The 17,491-nt window shown below is 56.8% G+C and carries 18 protein-coding genes; 5 read left to right on the forward strand and 13 right to left on the reverse strand.

Translation table 11 applies throughout. The annotated features are described in order from the left end of the window. Positions 1-4: 4 nt before the first annotated feature. The 12 genes from murC to FEAC_RS15810 form a co-directional block, all read right to left on the reverse strand. Complete coding sequence (gene murC / locus FEAC_RS07485; protein WP_052565997.1) at positions 5-1,363, reverse strand: UDP-N-acetylmuramate--L-alanine ligase; 1,359 nt, start codon at positions 1,361-1,363, stop codon at positions 5-7. After that, positions 1,360-2,451: a UDP-N-acetylglucosamine--N-acetylmuramyl-(pentapeptide) pyrophosphoryl-undecaprenol N-acetylglucosamine transferase gene (locus FEAC_RS07490; RefSeq protein ID WP_035389614.1), complete on the reverse strand. Its 1,092-nt coding sequence runs from the start codon at positions 2,449-2,451 to the stop codon at positions 1,360-1,362. The genes murC and FEAC_RS07490 overlap by 4 nt, the downstream gene beginning before the upstream one ends. Beyond that, positions 2,448-3,554, reverse strand: a complete 1,107-nt coding sequence (locus FEAC_RS07495) for an FtsW/RodA/SpoVE family cell cycle protein (protein ID WP_052565998.1) — start codon at positions 3,552-3,554, stop codon at positions 2,448-2,450. The genes FEAC_RS07490 and FEAC_RS07495 overlap by 4 nt, the downstream gene beginning before the upstream one ends. After that, the gene (murD, locus tag FEAC_RS07500) at positions 3,551-4,954 is read right to left on the reverse strand and encodes a UDP-N-acetylmuramoyl-L-alanine--D-glutamate ligase (RefSeq protein WP_052565999.1); all 1,404 of its coding nucleotides are present in this window, start codon (positions 4,952-4,954) and stop codon (positions 3,551-3,553) included. Before murD ends, FEAC_RS07495 begins: the two co-directional genes overlap by 4 nt. Further along, positions 4,951-5,988 (reverse strand): phospho-N-acetylmuramoyl-pentapeptide-transferase, encoded by a 1,038-nt coding sequence (gene mraY, locus FEAC_RS07505; RefSeq protein WP_035389616.1) that lies wholly within the window; start codon positions 5,986-5,988, stop codon positions 4,951-4,953. The genes murD and mraY overlap by 4 nt, the downstream gene beginning before the upstream one ends. Then, entirely contained in the window at positions 5,985-7,400 is a 1,416-nt protein-coding gene (locus tag FEAC_RS07510; protein ID WP_035389618.1) for a UDP-N-acetylmuramoyl-L-alanyl-D-glutamate--2,6-diaminopimelate ligase, read from the reverse strand. Before FEAC_RS07510 ends, mraY begins: the two co-directional genes overlap by 4 nt. 86 nt (positions 7,401-7,486) lie before the next feature. Further along, entirely contained in the window at positions 7,487-9,280 is a 1,794-nt protein-coding gene (locus tag FEAC_RS07515) for a peptidoglycan D,D-transpeptidase FtsI family protein (protein WP_035389620.1), read from the reverse strand. Then, entirely contained in the window at positions 9,273-9,722 is a 450-nt protein-coding gene (ftsL, locus tag FEAC_RS15185) for a cell division protein FtsL (RefSeq protein ID WP_035389622.1), read from the reverse strand. The genes FEAC_RS07515 and ftsL overlap by 8 nt, the downstream gene beginning before the upstream one ends. Further along, the gene (gene rsmH, locus FEAC_RS07525) at positions 9,710-10,789 is read right to left on the reverse strand and encodes a 16S rRNA (cytosine(1402)-N(4))-methyltransferase RsmH (RefSeq protein WP_052566001.1); all 1,080 of its coding nucleotides are present in this window, start codon (positions 10,787-10,789) and stop codon (positions 9,710-9,712) included. Before rsmH ends, ftsL begins: the two co-directional genes overlap by 13 nt. Continuing rightward, positions 10,782-11,225 carry a division/cell wall cluster transcriptional repressor MraZ gene (locus FEAC_RS07530; protein WP_052566002.1) on the reverse strand — a complete coding sequence of 148 codons (444 nt, stop codon included), beginning with the start codon at positions 11,223-11,225 and terminating at the stop codon, positions 10,782-10,784. The genes rsmH and FEAC_RS07530 overlap by 8 nt, the downstream gene beginning before the upstream one ends. A gap of 122 nt (positions 11,226-11,347) precedes the next feature. Continuing rightward, positions 11,348-11,983 carry a lipoate--protein ligase family protein gene (locus FEAC_RS07535; protein WP_160290356.1) on the reverse strand — a complete coding sequence of 212 codons (636 nt, stop codon included), beginning with the start codon at positions 11,981-11,983 and terminating at the stop codon, positions 11,348-11,350. Positions 11,984-12,024: 41 nt separating this feature from the next. After that, positions 12,025-12,342 (reverse strand): DUF5522 domain-containing protein, encoded by a 318-nt coding sequence (locus FEAC_RS15810; RefSeq protein ID WP_035389625.1) that lies wholly within the window; start codon positions 12,340-12,342, stop codon positions 12,025-12,027. Between the two features lie 293 nt (positions 12,343-12,635). On the opposite strand from FEAC_RS15810, the gene FEAC_RS07545 reads away from it, so the two are divergent. Then, on the forward strand, positions 12,636-12,896 hold the full coding sequence (locus FEAC_RS07545) for an Lrp/AsnC family transcriptional regulator (protein WP_035389627.1): 261 nt from the start codon (positions 12,636-12,638) through the stop codon (positions 12,894-12,896). 296 nt (positions 12,897-13,192) lie between these two features. Here the strand turns inward: FEAC_RS07545 and FEAC_RS07550 are convergent, their stop codons facing one another. After that, positions 13,193-13,804, reverse strand: a complete 612-nt coding sequence (locus FEAC_RS07550; RefSeq protein WP_152623138.1) for a hypothetical protein — start codon at positions 13,802-13,804, stop codon at positions 13,193-13,195. 190 nt (positions 13,805-13,994) lie between these two features. On the opposite strand from FEAC_RS07550, the gene FEAC_RS07555 reads away from it, so the two are divergent. From FEAC_RS07555 to FEAC_RS07570, 4 genes are all read left to right on the forward strand, one after another. After that, the gene (locus FEAC_RS07555; RefSeq protein WP_081901107.1) at positions 13,995-14,858 is read left to right on the forward strand and encodes a GNAT family N-acetyltransferase; all 864 of its coding nucleotides are present in this window, start codon (positions 13,995-13,997) and stop codon (positions 14,856-14,858) included. 88 nt (positions 14,859-14,946) lie between these two features. After that, positions 14,947-15,738, forward strand: coding sequence for an SDR family NAD(P)-dependent oxidoreductase (locus tag FEAC_RS07560; protein WP_035389631.1), 792 nt, complete (start codon positions 14,947-14,949; stop codon positions 15,736-15,738). A gap of 208 nt (positions 15,739-15,946) precedes the next feature. Then, positions 15,947-16,588 carry a phosphatase PAP2 family protein gene (locus FEAC_RS07565; protein ID WP_052566008.1) on the forward strand — a complete coding sequence of 214 codons (642 nt, stop codon included), beginning with the start codon at positions 15,947-15,949 and terminating at the stop codon, positions 16,586-16,588. A gap of 513 nt (positions 16,589-17,101) precedes the next feature. Further along, the gene (locus FEAC_RS07570) at positions 17,102-17,410 is read left to right on the forward strand and encodes a rhodanese-like domain-containing protein (protein ID WP_201773866.1); all 309 of its coding nucleotides are present in this window, start codon (positions 17,102-17,104) and stop codon (positions 17,408-17,410) included. Positions 17,411-17,491 lie beyond the last annotated feature (81 nt).

Genomic DNA, 17,491 nt, shown 5'->3' on the forward strand with positions numbered 1-17,491 from the left:
TTAATCACCACGCATCCGCTAACTCCGTGTCGAGCATGGTGATATCACCAGCTCCAAGGGTTAGACAGACATCATCGTCCTCTAGGAGCGCACGCACCATCTGAGCTAACTCATGACGCGAGGCACAGTAATACGCACGATCACCGAGAACACGCCGCGCTGCAGCGTAGACCGCCTCTCCACTTACGCCAGGGATAGGCTCCTCGCCCGCGGCATAGACATCGGTGATAATCGCAACGTCCGCCCCGGTGAGCGCCTCACCAAGCTCCTCTGCAATCGCGAGCGTCCTCGAGTATCGGTGGGGTTGGAAGACTGCCACCACCCGACGAGCACCAAGCTGTCGGGCAGCAGCGATAGTCGATACCAGCTCGCTCGGTAGATGGGCATAGTCATCGATGATCCTCACCGAATCAAGAATCCTCCTATGTTGGAACCGACGCGCAACCCCCAAATAACGGCTAAGCGATGGCGCGATCTCGTCGAGAGAGACACCAAAAGCACCAATAGCAGCGATTGCTGCGGTGGCGTTCAAAATGTTGTGCAGGCCGAGCACGGAGAGTTCAACACTTCCAAGTCTCTTTCGGTGCTCGAACAACTCAAACCCAGAACCCATAGGAGACATCGAGACATTCTTGATTTGAAACATAGCAGACTCTGAAAATCCATAGCTTCGGCACTCCATCTGAGTCGCAAGTCGAGCCAAAAATGGATCCTCTATACAGAGCACCGGAGGAAGACGCGAGCCCAGAGCGAACTGGGCGAAAGCCTGTTGAAGGTGATCGAAATCGCCATAGAAATCTAGGTGATCAGGCTCGACATTGGTGAGAACGCTTAGGGCGGGTTTGAGCTTCAAGAAGGTGCCATCGCTCTCGTCGGCCTCGACCACCATGAGCTCAGACGCCCCGTAGTGACCTGACGCTCCAGCCTCATTCAACTCAGCACCTATGACGTAACTTGGGTTGTAGCCGGCTTGAGCGAGTGAAAGACCGATCATCGACGTGGTCGTGGTCTTCCCATGAGTCCCAGAGATAGCGATGACCTCACGCCCATCGGTAAGCGCCACCAAAAGCTCCGCTCTCGACACAGTGGGAACGCCATGGGAACGACTAGCGACGAGCTCTACGTTGGTCGGAGCTATCGCGCTTGAGTAAGCGACCAGCTGAGCCCCTTGGATATGGGCCCCATCATGGCCCAGGAACACATCGGCACCGAGGAGGCGAAGACGCTCCATTACTGCCGACTCCTTCAAGTCAGAGCCGGTAACCCGATAGCCAGCCTCTAGCAGTAATGAGGCGAGCGCACTCATGCCAGCACCACCGATTCCAACGACATGCACCTGGTCGACGTGCTCGAGCAAACTCATGCTTGTACCATCTCTTCCCAGATCAGTCTCGCTGCATCAGGGTGGGCCAGCCGCTTGGCCGCCAACCCCATACGAACTCGACGCGTCTCGTCTGCTATGAGCTCACCGAGGGCTGTCGCAAGCACCTGGCCCGTCAAGTTGTCATCGTCAATGACGACCGATGCGCCAGCACGTACAAAGATATCAGCATTGCGGTTTTGGTGATCATTAGGCGAAAGTGGCAACGGTATCAAGATCGATGGCACGCCAAAAAGGGCGATCTCTGTGAGCGTGCTCGCCCCTGCCCGAGCGACGACGAGATCGGCCGCCATCAGATATCGATAGAGTCCGGAGTCGTAACCGAGTGAGTGGTAATGCTTGTTCGCCATACCCGTCCCTGTCTGCGACCGTGGCTCACCGAGCGCATTTTTTGAACCCATGCTGTGGACTATCCTAACGTGATCGTCGGATGCCAGGAGCTCAGCAGCCTCCAAGGTAGCAACATTGACGCTGCGCGCCCCCAGTGAACCCGAGGTCACCACGACAAGGATATCATCGGCGTCAAACCCCAAAGATGCGCGCACCGCCTGTCGGTCGGTTAGTTTGAGCAACTCTCGTCTTGGAGGATTTCCAACAACAGCCGCTCGTCTCAACCACGACTTAGGCAGTGAGACCGGCCATGCCAGGAAAATCCGTGATGACCATAGACCAACTAGGCGATTCGAACGGGTCAGGGCGGCGTTCTGTTCAAGTAGATAAGAACGTGCACCGCGCACTCGTGCTAACAACGACACCAGCGGAGTATGGAAACCGCCAAAGCTAATCACTAGATCCGGTCGTGCCAACGATCGCAACTGGGCCAAATTGTGCGAGATAGCCACTACATTCGTCACCACGGCTGCAAAGATACCGCGCGCGCCGTGCGGCAACCCAGCGCCACGCACCCGGATGACCTCCAGGTTCAGGCCCTCAGTCACCTCATAGTCGACCTCGCGGTCGGTGGTAATGAGTATTGGATGCACGTCGTCATCGAAAGCCTCTATCACCGACAGACCGGCATGTATGTGACCAGCGGTGCCGCCAGCCACAACCCAAACAACGCGGCTCATGTCAACCTCCTTCTTCGGAGGATCCCACTCACCAACCCGAGTGCAGCCAAGGTAACCACGGTCGAAGAGCCCCCGGCGGAGATCAAAGGCAACGGGACGCCCGTGACCGGCAACAGCCCGATCACCGCCCCTATGTTGAGCGTCATCTGAACCAGCAGCCACACCGCTATCAAGAACGTCAGAGCACGTTCGCTAGGTTGAGTCAGCTGTTCAGAAACTCGGAAAACAGCGATCGCCAAGGATACAAGCAGTAAGAGGACCACGACCGAACCAAGAAGCCCAAAATCCTGTCCCACCACAGCAAAGATGAAATCGGTCTGAGCATTGGGCACGTACCCCCAGTTCGCCAAACCTGTGCCTAGTCCGGTCCCAAGAAAGTGACCCGAGGCGAAGGAGTTCAACGCCTGAACCTCCTGATAGGAGTAGCTCATTCGATATTTCCATGGGTTCAGAAACGAGAGCAACCGCAATCGACGATAGTTGCTGGAGAACGCGCCTATGATTCCAGCGAGTATGGAGCCACCGGTCACGACGGCCAATGCTCGACCTCGAACATCACCGACATAGAGTGCCGCCATCCCAAGCGAGAAGACTATCATCGCGGTCCCCATATCAGGCTCGAGGAAGATGACACCAGCCATCAGAGCGGTTACGACAATTACTGGTCCCACCAGCTGGGTCGGACGACGTTTAGCGACAAGGTTGGCCAGGAACAGCACGAGTGCGAGCTTGGCAAACTCTGAAGGCTGCACCTGAATCGGGCCAAGTTGAAACCAACGATGGGCCCCACCCACGCTGCGACCGATACCAGGAACCATAACGGCGAGTAACATGGCAGCCGCTAACAGCAAGAAAATTGGCGACAGCTTGAGCCATACTCTCAACGGCACCGCTTGCATGATGGCGAATGCAAGCCCCCCGATTACCAGCCAGAGAAGTTCGTGCCCGATCAACGAAGTTATTGAGCTATGAGTGGCTATGGTGGCGACATAGGCTGCAGCGACCTCGAGTATGGCTCCTACCGCGACCAAAATCACCAGCAACCAGTAGAAGGTAGAGCGGAGTCGAATCTTGTCTACCGCGTTGCGGACATAGGTTGTCATTGCCCTTCCCTTCGCCGCCTCGATCGCTGCTCTCGTCCAGTGTCACTCTCATGATCTTGGGCAGACGATACATCTGTCGATCCCTCTCGAGTCTGGTGGGCCGCCCCAGCGAGACGTTCACGCACCAATGCTTTAAAGTCCGACCCACGATGGGCATAGCTGCGATACCAATCAAATGAGGCAGCACCAGGACCGAGCAAGACCACATCACCAGAGCGAGCCTCGGCTGAGGCCAGCGCCACCGCCTCGCGCATAGAATTAGCCAGCTTGACGGGGACGTTATGGCTACGAAAGAGCGCCGCTACTTCTGGACCACATTCGCCTATGGCCACCACACAACGCACCCGATTCGCAACCGCAGCCATCGGTTCAAACGATAGTCCCTTGCCACGTCCCCCAGCTATCAAGATGACATGATCGAAGGACATGATCCCCGCTGCTGCGGCTACTGGTGTAGTCGCCTTGGAGTCATTGACATAGACAATCCCGTTGATCTCACCGACCTGTTCCTGACGATGTTCGAGCCCGGTGAACTCCACAAGTGTGGCTCGAACCCGGTCAAGCTCTACCCCGGCAACGTCAGCCGTCGCCCATGCAGCCAGAGCATTGGCGACCGCGATGGGACCTGAACGTCCAAGGCTAGCCACCGGCATCAGTTCGACCTCGCAGGGTCCCAGCAAGCTGCCGTTTCGCAGCATATAGTCCGCCTCACCCTCGATGGAGAAGGTCACACGTCTTACCCCCTCGGGAAGAGGGGTCGACAAGACAACTGGATCATCCGCATTGAGGATAGCGGTACTACCAGGGGCAAGCTGGGCAAAAAGCTTAGCCTTTGCCCGCCTATACTCCCCCAAACTCCCGTGCCAATCAAGGTGGTCTGGGGTGAAGTTAGTCCAGGTTGCGGATGCAGGGGAAAAAGTCGGTGCCCAGGTAAGCTGAAAGGAACTCGCCTCGACTACGTATCGTGATGCAGATGACTGGGCTACCGCCGCGAAAGAGACACCGGCGTTGCCACAGAGCACCGCGGTCTCTCCAAGCATCAACGAGGTCAAGGTAGCAACCGTAGTCTTGCCATTGGTGCCAGTGATCGCACTAACCGGTGCATCTGCAAGGAGCCATCCCAGCTCGAGTTCGCCAATCACGCTGCCAGCCTGGGGCTCTCGTCCAAGTCGCAGTGGCGAAATACCTGGGGATACCACCACAAGGTCCCAGGGTGAATCGATGAGTTCGGCAATAGTTCCGGTTGATTCAAAATACGCGCTCTGGATCGCCTCTAGGCGCAGTTCTTCGACATCCTCAGCAAGCGAAAGGCGAACTCCACAGCTCCTGAGCGCCTCTGCCACTCCATGTCCACTCACACCCATGCCGACGATCAGGACCCGAGCCCCGAAAAGATTCATCGCCCAAAACTCCCGAGCGAGAGGAAGTCGGCATAGAAGGCACCTACGGCAATCGCCGTGGCTACACCTGCAAAGATCCACAAGCGAATCAAAACCGTCGTCTCTGGCCAACCATAGAGTTCAAAATGATGGTGGATAGGCGCCATCTTGAGGACACGCCGATGAAAGACTCGGAAGGAGAACACCTGCGCAATAACGCTGAGTGTCTCGACCACGAAAAGCCCGCCGAGCAACAGCAACAGAAGATCGACCCTCAGCACAAGCGCGAAGGCTCCAAGCCCACTCCCGATCGCCAGCGAACCGGCATCACCCATGAAGATCTTAGCTGGAGGTGCATTCCACCAGAGGAAGCCGAGAATCGCTCCGACGAAACAGACGGCCAACGCAGCCAGATCAAGAGCATCGTGGACCTTATAGGCTGCGACGTGTCGGAACATCCAATAGGAGATCAGAGCCATGGCAGCGAAGGCGAAGATCGCGGCTCCTGAGGCAAGACCATCAAGACCATCGGTCAAGTTAACTGCATTGGAGGTGCCGACGACTACAAGAACAGCGAAGATACACCATCCCACCGTTCCGAGACCAATACTCAAGCTCCCAAGCCGAACGAATGAAATCGCAGTCGGGACGTGGGCCCAAAAGTGGGCCAACAAAGCAAACAGAGTAGCCACAAGCACTTGGCTTCCAAACTTGGCCAACTTCGTAAGTCCAAGGCTACGTCGATTACGAACCTTGAGAAGATCGTCGATCAAGCCAATGATGCCAGAGAACACCGTGACGCCGACGACCAGAATCCCAGAACGTGAAAAACTCACACCCAAGTGAATATGGACCAGCATATAACTGAGCACGATGGCGATCAGGATGGCGATCCCACCCATAGTCGGTGTGCCCGCCTTCACAAGGTGCCTGCTGGGCCCATCCTCACGGATCTGTTGGCCGACGCCACGCGAACGTTGCCGATCTATAAGGATCGGCGTCACAAAGATCGCGACGATCAGAGCGAGACCACTGCCGGTCAAAATGGCGATCAACGCTTACCGTCCTTGAGTTCTAGTACAGCGCGCAACGCCTCATCGTAGTCGTCGAAGTCATAGCTCGCTGTCCCGATTCGCTGGCTCCTCTCGTGTCCCTTCCCAGCGATCACCAACACATCCTCATCGCCAAGCTCCTCAACTGCGGTACGGATAGCCACTCGACGATCGAGTAAGATCCGTGGCTTAGTCCCATTAACGCAACCCGCCGCCACGTCGTCGGCGATCGCTTGAGGATCCTCGGAGCGCGGGTTATCGCTGGTGATAATCACTACGTCAGCTAGACGCTCGGCGGTCGCACCCATGAGAGGGCGCTTTCCATGATCGCGCTCCCCGCCAGCACCGAATACGATCAGCAGCTTTCCGTTTCGACCTAGAGACAGCCGCGCCGCCACCAGAACTTGCTCCAGGGCGCCAGGTGAATGCGCATAATCTATAAAGATAGAACCATATCGGCTGGGCACACGCTCCAAGCGACCGCGCGGCGCCTGCACCTCTCTCGCCACCTCCACCAGGTCTGCTAGTTCGAAACCGAGCGCCTCCATCGCCATCAAGGCCATGTGAAGGTTGACCAAGTTGTGATGGCCAATAAGTGGGGCAGCAAAACGATGGCCACGGAGATCAAAACTCAACCCATAAGGACCCAACGTTACCTGACTAAGCTCGGCGTCGGAGACGCCGACTACCGGGACTCCTGCAACCTTCAACAGGCGCTGGCCCCAAGTGTCATCGGCATTGATCACTCCGAGTGAGGCATAACTTGGCTGGAAAAGCGAGGCCTTGGCCTCAAAGTACTCCTCCATCGACGGGTGGAAGTCCAGATGATCCTGGGATAGATTCGTGAACATCGCCACATCGACGTGAAGATACTTCACTCGGTCCATCGATAGTGCAATGGAGGAGATCTCCATGGCAGCGTAATTTCGGCCTTGGTCAACGAAGTGTGCGAGTCGGCGTGCAATCTCCGGAGCCTCGGGCGTGGTGAGTCGTCCCCACAGCGTTCCCATGGTTCCGACCCCACACCCCAAGAGTCCAAGCATCTCCGAGACCAGGGAGACGGTGGTGGTCTTACCGTTGGTACCGGTCACTCCAACGACCTTCAACTTTTTCGAAGGTTCCCCGTAGACGAGATGGCTCGCCATGGCGACACGATCTCGCAGCTGCCTGGGATCGACGACCAGCTGAGGAAGGGACGTCGTCAGTGGATGTGCAACCAGCAGCGCCACTGCGCCCTTGCGAACCGCCTCTTCAACAAAGATGCTCGAATCCACATGCGAGCCAGGGACGACCGCGAAGACGTCACCCTCATTCAGCAGTCGGTGATCCATGGCGAGACCCAGCGCCGTCAGGTTTTCAAACCCCTCACCAACCACCTGCGCATCAAGTAGACGAGCCAATTCGCCCAACGTCATCGCGGCATGCCTCGTCTCTCCCACTTCTCCGCCCAAACCCGGACCACAACCATAACTATGGTATAGGGATAAGGTGGCCGTGATAGTCACTCGCGCGACCTTCGGGAGGATGATTTAGCCGTGTGGGGTAACAACGAAGTATCAATCGTGCCTGTCGGTGTGACACCATACCGAGCAAGCGCATACCGCATGATCTGGGAAAACACCGGAGCTGCCGTCATTCCACCATATATAGGTACTGGCTGGTCCAACATCACCACCGCACTCAATACCGGGTGTTGAGCTGGCACCATTCCGACGAAGGTGCCCCAATAGGCACCCATCTGATAACCAGCTTGCGTGTGTAAAGGCTTCTGTGAGGTACCAGTCTTGCCCGCAACAACATAACCCGGGATAGTCGCATCCGGGGCGGTAGCATTGGCTCCGGTAACGCCAGAGAGAAGATGCACCATCTCCTTATCGATGCTGGCCGGCACGACTCGATGGGGGGCAGGCGAACTCAGTGGGCTAAGTTTCCCATTGGAGCCAACCGTACCGAGGACAAGTTTTGGAGCCACCATCACTCCGCCATTGGCGATCGCATTATAGGAGTCGAGAATCTGCAGTGGAGTCACGAGCTGGTCCTGTCCGATTGGAGTGGATCCGATGGCGGTAGCTGACCATTGGCTGATCGGCTTGAGATATCCTTGAGTCTCACCAGGAAACGCTAGACCCGTCGGTTCGCCCCAACCGAAGCGTTGGAATGAGGCGAGCAGCCTTGCAGGGCCCAGCCGTCGCGCAATCTCGATGGTGCCGACATTAGAGCTCTGGGCCAAAATCTGACCCATGGAGAGAACCTCAGTTGGGTGCGGTTCAGCGTCGTGAAAGATAGAACCACCTATGTTGAGATGGCCAGGGACAACCTCAGTCGATGTCGGTGTGATAAGGTGGTCCTGGAGCGCAGCCGTGAAGGTCGCAATCTTGGCGACCGATCCGGGTTCGTAGCTGTACGCTACCGCTTGGTTAATCCAACTCTGAGTCGGCAGTGCTCGCTTCACATCCACCGGCTGACCTCCGTTAGCCAGCGGCTTTGCCCCAGGGAGTGGCGGCGCACTAAGCGAGACCATAGCCAGGATCTGTCCTGTCGCCACATCCATCACTACCGCAGTGCCGCCGATCGCGTTAGTCTTCTGCATCTCACCGGCAACCGCCTGTTCGGCATACGCCTGCAGGTATGGATCGATCGTGAGCTTGAGACTCCTGCCCTGAACTGGTGCTTGCTTTTTCACGATCGAATTTGGCAGGGGAAGATTGCCGGTTGCCGTCTGCTCTACCGCATAGCCATTCTTGCCTGCAAGCAGCTTTTGATACTGATACTCGAGTCCAAAGAGACCATTGTCATTAGCCCCAACACGCCCTAACACTGGCTCAGCCAGTGACCCCGCCGGATAATAGCGAGCTTGTCCAGGTTCGACATTGATTCCGGGCAGCACTCCGTTTAGCGCCATCGTCTCGATCTTCGAGCCGATTGACTGCGTCACCAGCTGGGCAACGACAGAGTATCCGCCCTTAACAGTCAGTGCATGTTCAACCTGTGCCGTTGGCAGCGAAAGCAGTTTGGCTAGTGTCGCCGCCTCCGGAAGCGGATTTTTAATGAGGAGCGGGTCAGCCAGGATGGTGTCCCGCAGTTCGGACATCGCGAGTACTTGCCCGTTCCTGGCCAGAATCGAGCCGCGCAATCCTGGAAGAGTCACCGTTGTCTCCGGTTCTTGGGTCGCGAGATTGGTATAGCTCGGAGATGCCAACACCGTAACCCGTAATAACTGAACGATTAACGCCAAGGTCACCACGCCACATGCCAGCAGGGTGAGACGAGTTCGTCGACTGCGTCGCTTAGCCACCACCGACCACCTCCCCAGCTGGGAGAGGAAGCGACGGCGCGGTCGCCGCAGACTGGGGCAAGGGAACCGCATTCTTTGTGTGCGACCCTGCCACAACATCGACTGAACTTGGGAGCGTGAGATGTAGATGTTGACTCGCGTAGCTCATGATCCGTTGCGGCGACGAGAGCTGAGCTACCTCCAGTTTTAGATCCCCCTGAACGCGTTGTGCCTGCGTGATCTCAGCGCTAAGCTGCCCAATACTCGACTCCTCTAACTCGATCGCTATGCGCGTCACGACCACCATTCCGAGCAGAGCGACCACAGTGATGAACACCAGGACTTTGCGAACGCTCCGGGTGCGTGCAGCCCGGGCTGGGGACTTGACCAATACCAGTTCGGGTTGCCGACGATGCGGGCGTTCCCTCGTGGGACTTTGTGGAAGCGCGACTACCCGTGCCATGTGGGAACCTGCTGCCAATAGCGTTCGAGAACGTCAGCGACATCGTTAGCGGTACGTCGCAGCGCGCGCATACGCGCGCTCCTAGAGCGAGGATTTGCAGCCAGCTCATCATCGGAGGGGATAATCGCGTGTCGAGTCGTGCGCTCCCCTGCCGGCTCAGCTCCGCAGGTGCAGCCGAGTCTAGGTGGGCAGATGCAGCCACCGGTCTCCACAAGCCGGATGAAGCGCTTGACGAGTCTGTCTTCGCCTGAATGGTAACTAATGACCTGCATGACACCCCCTCGATCGAGCAATCCAAGTGCTGCAGGTAAAAAGTGAATGAGCTCGGAAGCTTCGTAGTTGACACTGACTCGTAGAGCCTGAAAGACCTTTGTTGCCGGGTGTGTGCGCCCGCCACGCAACCTCGCCGGGGTCGCTGAGACGATGATCTCAGCCAGTTCGCCAGTGGTGGCTACCGGAAGCTGACTCTTCAGTGCGTTGGCATATCTGATTGAGAGAGTTCCGACACCGTTCTCTCGAAAGATCCGGATCAGATCCTTCGTGGACACCGCTAGCAGAAACCCAGCAACATCTGCATCCTCACCATCTGGGTCCATTCGCATATCAAGCGGGGCATCAAAGCGAAACGAGAACCCACGACCGGGATCATCCAGTTGCATCGACGAGACACCAAGATCAGCGAGCACACCGGCCACCGCAGCCACAGGTGCCACCGCATCCGAAATCTCTCCGAACCTTGCATGCACCAAACGTGCCCGACCGCCGTAGCGACTCAACCGATCCTGCGCCTGCTCCAGTGCCCGACGGTCGCGATCGATTCCGATCACCTCCGCCCAGTCGAGTTCATCCAAGATACGCTGGGAGTGACCAGCGAGCCCGACGGTCGCGTCGACAATGACGGTCGACGGGGTACGACGGTCGCGAAAACCCTGCACTACCTCTGCTGCGAGAACCGGGGCGTGTGTGAACTGACCCGGCTGCCGCTCATCGGTCGAACCCGCTGGAGAGTGGAGACCTCCCTGGCTTGGTGTCTTCTCGAAATCACCGTCGCTGCGCTGGCTATTCATGGGCACCATCTTGATAGTCGGCCCAACGAACAGGATCCCAGAGCTCGATGGTACCAAATGCTCCATTGACAAGTACCTCGCGCTCCAGGCCGACCAGTGTTCGCAGCGGTTGAGGTAGTCCAACGCGACCAAGGCGGTCGATCTCCAGCTCAAAAGCCTGACGCCCCCAGTCCCTCAATCGACGACGCTCGATCGACTCGTCCCAGCTGAGTGGCGGTACCGCATTGACGAAGGTGGCAAAGTCTTCGACCGTCCAAATCACGATGCATGGATCGCCGTACTGCGACGGGGTGGCGTAACAGCGATCAGAGAAGCTGGAACGGAAGCGCGCGGGGAGTGTGAGTCGACCTTTGAGGTCGAGGGAATGGGTATACCCTCCAAAGAACTTCGCCTTTACCTCACCTGTCTGCCACACCGACTCGACTGCCCTCTCCACTACCAACCAATGGGCCCCACTTTACCCCACAATTCCCCACCAGCACACGTAATTTCGGCATGAAGAGGGTAAAACATGACAATTTGTTTGCCCGACGGGGGCTAGTTCGTACAGATGTTCTGCTATAGAGCGGTGATCGCCTTGACGACTCTATTCTGCACGTCTTGACGTGAAAGATCGACGAGCGGTGCTATGCCCGCCACTCGCAGTGATTCTCCTTCGGGTGGATCGACGACCAAAAGCTCACGCAGATGGCTCTGTCGCTCCTCCCACAGGAGTGAGAGCTGGAAACAGGCTTGGCCTCGAGAACGCCGCTGGGCAAGACCAAGTACCTTGGCGCCATCAACTGAAACCTCTCCATACCCGAGGTCCGCAAAACAGATCAAGCTTCCAAGAGCAGTACGAGGTTGCCGACTCTCGACCATCGTGGCGTTGAGTCTAAGTTCCCGGAGGAGCCCGAGCACGGCAGCTCCCAACCACAAGAAGGAGCGGCCCAGGTCCCATGGGACTAGTGGATCATCAAGTCCTAGATACAGCATCAGCCAGATCTGCGCGCCTGGTTCGACTAAAACAGCCCCACCGCCGCTGTTACGCCGAACGACCGCTAATCCTTGACGCCGAGCTCGATCGAGATCGAACTCGCTCTGTCTGGTGGATGATCCGAGGACCAAGGCACGATCGGTGGGCTGAACGATTCGACACAATCGCTGCCCAGCCTGTAGCTTGGGCCAGGCGTCGTGCAAGCCAGCCGTGCTCAACGAGACAGCCTCTAACTGCCATTGGGTTTGGTGGCCGACACTCACTCGAGAAACAATTCAGCCATGAACGGTCGCCGACCACCGGTGAAGGGGCAATGGCGGCAGCCGAGACTACAACAGAACCCGCGCTCCATCAAGGCACGCGAACAGAGCACGAAATCGCCGGTGACCGGATCACAATACGCCTCGGCACCCACCGCTAGCGCATCGCGATGCAGAGTCAACCTCACCATCGCCATCGGGTGATCATAATCAAAACGGCGCTCAGACGGAAAATAGAGAACCGTCTGATCCCAGTTATCTTTGAAATCCGATGACACCCCTAACCGACCACTAGTCCTTGACCTGCCGACCGCCAACTCCCATGCATCCTCAGATACTCCCCTTCTCTTGGCTAGCGAGTCGCGTTGTTGCCCTCCGTTCCTTCGATTTAGCGCGGGCAGCTATGGCTCCAGATCCCAAAACATAATAGATCGACCCATCTTGCTAGCTACGTCTGGCATTGTCAGCACGACAGCACCGAGTTCACTTGAGCGCCATCGGCAATCTGAACAGCCACAATCTGAAAAGGCCAAAGTTGTAGATGATCGCCACGCTTTCTACTCCGACTACGGTAGTCTAGTCGCAGGGGTCAGAACAGGCAAGGAGAAGTGTGGAGGCCTACGTCCTAATCCAGACAGAGATCGGAGAGGTAAGCAAGGTGCTGCCTGCTATCCGCTCGTTGCCTATGGTAGTTCGCGCCGACGACGTTACCGGGCCCTATGACATTATTGTGCTGTTGCGTGCGGAGACACTTTCTGAGATTGGTAGCCAGGTCGTAGAGGGCATCCAGGTCATTGAAGGCGTTACGCGCACGCTTACATGCCCAGTCGGACATCTTCAGCTCGACATGCTTCTGCCCCATTCCCCATAGCCAGATAACACCAATTAACTTGGGTAAGATTGGGCAACGCCACTACAAGTTGGGCACATAGCGAACGGCTTGAAACTGCAGATGTGTGAGTCTCTATGCTCCGTTTCGTCAGTGATCGCAGGAGAGGCCCGACTCCTAGTTTAAATTTTGCGCTATAGAGTCGAGCACGGCGTGGATGCCCAGATCGGTTGCGAGCGAACCGAACATAGCATGAGATCGGAGCGGAGCCGTGGTTGTCAGCTAGAAGCCGCGGATACCTACGTTGGCATCGGCAGTTGGATCGGAAATCGGACTCGCTAGAGCGATCCAATAACGGTCTCGGAGGATTTACCAGAGGCACTCCGGTTGGCATACACCGGACTTTTAATATAAAGAGTCGATGGGGTCGCAATCACAGTAGCGGTCGTCACCTGCCTAGCTGACGGGAGCATTATGGCCGCCAAAACTCCAGAAGGGCGGTAGCGCCCAACGATTAACCGAGACAATCCGTCGGTAGTCTGGCATGATGCCGCCACGATTGCTGTCGCGCCCTCATTGGCCTCCAGGAAACCGACCTTGATGTGCCCAACTACTCCAGTCCAGGGTCCAACGGTATTACACAGGTGATTGGCGGCCGGTTTGATCCAAGCACCGGTTCCGAAAAGACGCACCGCTACCCTGCCATTCGGGCCATAATCAACGACCGGTGTACTGCCTAACTGGAGTTCGTTCGCTCTAAGGATGACTTCCTTGGTGCTAAGTGCTGTAGAGGCTGCGTACTCGTGAAACTCGAATGGGATAGAGATCACCAGCAACGCCCCAAAGCCAATCATTCCCCGCTTGACCCATTTCCCACGGTTAAGCTGACGTTGTTCAAAACGGTCCTCGCCCGATCGCCGCCAATAAGAAACCGGCCGATTGCTAGCCAACAGCACTCCCTAGATGAATATAAATAGACGGTCGCTATGGACGAACTCAACCGGACGAGCTGTGCGGCCCAAAGATCCTCGCCTCTACGTTCTACCACACTGTAGCCGAACTTGCACAATGTTGTTTCAAGCATGAGCACTCAGCCCTTATTGATTTTTACTCGCCAACTTGCGCACTAGACTAGACTTGATGGTAGAGAAGTTGACGCATGACAGCGAGGACGCCGACGCCAATGGCTGGCTCCTTCTCTCTCGGCACCTTGACGATTTCTTAGGCGTCTGGCCACCAGCGAGACCGATCCAATTAGTACCAACTCTTCGACGCCAACAGCCCGGCTGGGACAGCACGACACGGCGATTCCTAGGCGTCTTCTCGCCAACCGATGGGACTACTCTCTCCGTCGACCCTATTCTGGCTCCACTCTTTAAGACTCTTGACACAGATGACGAGCCTCGAGCCTCGAGCCAGATCAATCCGCTCCAACAACCCGCTGAGCAACAACTCGTCCAAGCACACCATTCAACACCACGCGACACCGATACACACCTAGCGTACGCTTCCGCCACTAGATCAGAGTTGTCATCAGTTGCCAGACTTATCGAAGACGTAATCGGGCTTGGTTCTGGCTCCTGTTTCATCGCATATTTTCGCTTCGCCTTCAAAGTCCCGGACCTAGGTAGCCCAGGTACTTGGTTACCAGCGAACGACCCCAATCTGCCCCAATGGCTCAAACCCTTTGGGGGCGATGTCTTGGTCGCCCTCGACAGACACGACCGTGTGCTAGCCGGAGTCGGGCTGAAGCGCCACGACCGCTACGTTAGGGAGTTGGCGGTGGTCACTGAACCGGAGGCTCGTGGGCGTGGATTAGCCAAAGCGCTCGTCGCTCAGGCTGCCGAACGTGTGCTCCAGGAGGGAATGCTCCCTACCTACCTTCATGCACCCAACAATACGGCTTCCGCACGAGTGGCGCAAGCAACGGGTTTCATAGATCGCGGATGGCGTCTTATCGGACTCAGCCAGGCCGGCGAAGCATTGCTTGATCAACGTCTATAACGGCAACTGAGCACCATACCTCAGAAGGGCCGCGAACTCAAAGATTCGAAAACAACCACGAAGCGCCGCCACCGCTAGCATCTTTACCATGGATAGCTTGCGAGGACAAACGGTAATGGTAACAGGGGCGTCTAGTGGCATCGGAGCCGCCATGGCTGCAGCTTTGCTCAAACAAGGAGCGCGCGTAGCGGTCTGCGCGCGAGCCGGAACCCGTCTTACCTCCACCGTACGCCACTTCACTTCATCGGGACTTGATGCGCTCGCCATCGAGATGGATGTTCTCGACGCCAACGCTGTCGAGCGCGCCGTCGATGAGGTCTATGATCACTTCGGCGAACTCGACGTGCTCGTCAACAACGCTGGGATCGGGATGAGGACGGTTAACCCTCGCTTCTTTGAGGATCCATTACCCTTCTGGAAGGTCCCAGTCGATGGTTTTCGGGTAGTAATCGCGACAAACCTCACTGGATACTTTCTAGTAGCGCGTGCAGTCGCTCCGCGCATGGTCACTCGCGGCTCTGGCAAGATCGTCATGATATCCATGAATCACGAGACGATGGTGCGCAAAGGGTTCGTCCCTTATGGACCCTCTCGCGCTGGATCCGAGGCGCTCGCCGCGATTATGGCGAAGGATCTTGAGGGCACTGGCGTAACCGTCAATACTTTGCTTCCCGGGGGAGTCACCGTGACGGGCATGATCCCAGAGGACTCACCTCCAGAACTCCGCAATCATGCACTCCCACCCGAGATCATGGGTCCAGCAATAGTCTTTCTCGCCTCCAACGCCTCGCACGGAATCAACGGCGAACGAATCATCGCCACTGAGTTCGACGAATGGAGATCCGCCATCCAGGCAACCGAGGATCGAAACCCGGAGTAGCATCCAGTCGAAAGCCCGAAGCAGGTATGCGACCCGACAATCCCAAGTCGCCACAACCTAGTAATGTCGGCCAAAATGCGCCCGTCTCGCGACGGTGTCCATCAATGCCGCTTGTAAGCGACCCTAAGCACTCAACATAGTGAACCCTCGGCAAACATTGTCTAAACTCCTGTCATCGGGAGCACTTTGTTACATTGAGGGAGGTCGCGTGCCTGAAATAGTCAAGTTGAATCGACAGTATTACCGTGATGTCAATCATTTCGCGGTCTCGACCCCGTGGGCACATGGATTCATGGCCTTCTACTCGCATCTAAGCGGCATTGGAGTCCTGGCGATTTTGCTCCTAATTGCGTGGTGGCGTGCTCGCTCGCGGCCCAAGCCTGATCGGCAAGTCGCGAGGGTACTTTGGGCGGCAGGGGGAACGGCGATCGCCGAGGGGATATCCCATTACATACTCAAGCCATTGATCGCTGAGCGGCGCCCGTACCTTACACTTGCGCACGTCGAGGTGCTCCTCACCCGAACCCATGGCTTCAGCTTTCCAAGCGGGCATGCCACCATAGCCGGAGCAACCATCGTTGGCCTCTGGCTGAGTCGAGATAGGCTGATGACCATCCTTGCTGCAATCGCTGGGGTTTTTCTCGCCTTTGGCAGAGTCTACGTAGGCATGCACTACCCCGGCGATGTCGTTGCCGGCCTCATCTTTGGGGGTCTCTTTGTCCTGATCTTAAGTCCCGCTGTCGTTGGGCCACTGACCCGGTTTACCAGGGCGATACAGAGGTCTTCATCCATCGGCTGGCTCGTAGAGAGCCGCAGGGGGACGGGCGCACACGCCTCCTCGCGGGCGTAGCTCCAAGGTATCTACTCCCAACGATTCGACAGATGCGAAACCGCCTGTTCACATCCGAGATTCCGAGAGACTAGGCGATCTCAACCCAGACTCTTCTCGAGTCCATAGTGAATGCGAACTAGCTCGCTGATGTAACTCATATCAGTTCCAGGCGTTCCTCACTTGGTTGCGATCTAGAGCCTCCTGCCCACCATGTAGAGCCCCAACATACGAGTGTGTTCGCTGCGTTGTGACTGTCAATCACCTCCAGTGGTTAGGGCTCCTAAGTTCCGGGATTGCAGACGACATAACCGAGAGATTCCAGAAATTGGCCCTGACTCGCCCAAGAAAGAGGAGTGGGAGGTTTTTGGAGATATAAGAGAATCGACACCACTTGTCAACCAAAGCGCTAACAGGATGGACTCAGTCGAGTAACCGTCAGCAATCTGTCTAAACATTCCGCTCACGGTTATGGTGGCCGAGATAGAATGGAAATACCCTTATAGGTATACAGAGATGGCAAAGGAGTATTGTGTGAGCCTCGAGATTTCGATCGATGAATTTGAAACTATCTACGGCGAAGAGATCGAACTGATCGACGTGCGTGAGAGGTGGGAGTACGCGGCTGGCCATGTCCCTGGTGCAATCAACATTCCTCTCTCCGAGTTGGCTAACCACCTCGACGCCATTCCCAGCTCTCGCCACTACGTGATCTGTGCCTCTGGCGGCAGAAGCTTGCACGCAGTCGAGGCGCTTAGAAGCGCCAGCTATGACTCGATCTCGGTGGCGGGTGGGACGCTCGCCTGGGTCGATAGAGGCAACGAGATAGTCGTCGAGGAGTAGCTGGCCCTCACTAGTAGATGAGTTGCGCCTCAGGGGTTGTCGGCGCGCTCAATCCGCGATAGATTGGCTCTTGTCTGCAAT

This window comes from Ferrimicrobium acidiphilum DSM 19497, assembly GCF_000949255.1.
Lineage (GTDB): Bacteria > Actinomycetota > Acidimicrobiia > Acidimicrobiales > Acidimicrobiaceae > Ferrimicrobium > Ferrimicrobium acidiphilum.

Excerpts from the sequence above, each read along its gene's own strand:
- murC (WP_052565997.1), bottom strand. The coding sequence starts at position 1,363 with ATGAGTTTGCTCGAGCACGTCGACCAGGTGCATGTCGTTGGAATCGGT.
- FEAC_RS07490 (WP_035389614.1), bottom strand. The coding sequence starts at position 2,451 with ATGAGCCGCGTTGTTTGGGTTGTGGCTGGCGGCACCGCTGGTCACATA.
- FEAC_RS07495 (WP_052565998.1), bottom strand. The coding sequence starts at position 3,554 with ATGACAACCTATGTCCGCAACGCGGTAGACAAGATTCGACTCCGCTCT.
- murD (WP_052565999.1), bottom strand. The coding sequence starts at position 4,954 with ATGAATCTTTTCGGGGCTCGGGTCCTGATCGTCGGCATGGGTGTGAGT.
- FEAC_RS07510 (WP_035389618.1), bottom strand. The coding sequence starts at position 7,400 with ATGACGTTGGGCGAATTGGCTCGTCTACTTGATGCGCAGGTGGTTGGT.
- ftsL (WP_035389622.1), bottom strand. The coding sequence starts at position 9,722 with ATGGCACGGGTAGTCGCGCTTCCACAAAGTCCCACGAGGGAACGCCCG.
- rsmH (WP_052566001.1), bottom strand. The coding sequence starts at position 10,789 with ATGAATAGCCAGCGCAGCGACGGTGATTTCGAGAAGACACCAAGCCAG.
- FEAC_RS07555 (WP_081901107.1), top strand. The coding sequence starts at position 13,995 with ATGGTAGAGAAGTTGACGCATGACAGCGAGGACGCCGACGCCAATGGC.
- FEAC_RS07560 (WP_035389631.1), top strand. The coding sequence starts at position 14,947 with ATGGATAGCTTGCGAGGACAAACGGTAATGGTAACAGGGGCGTCTAGT.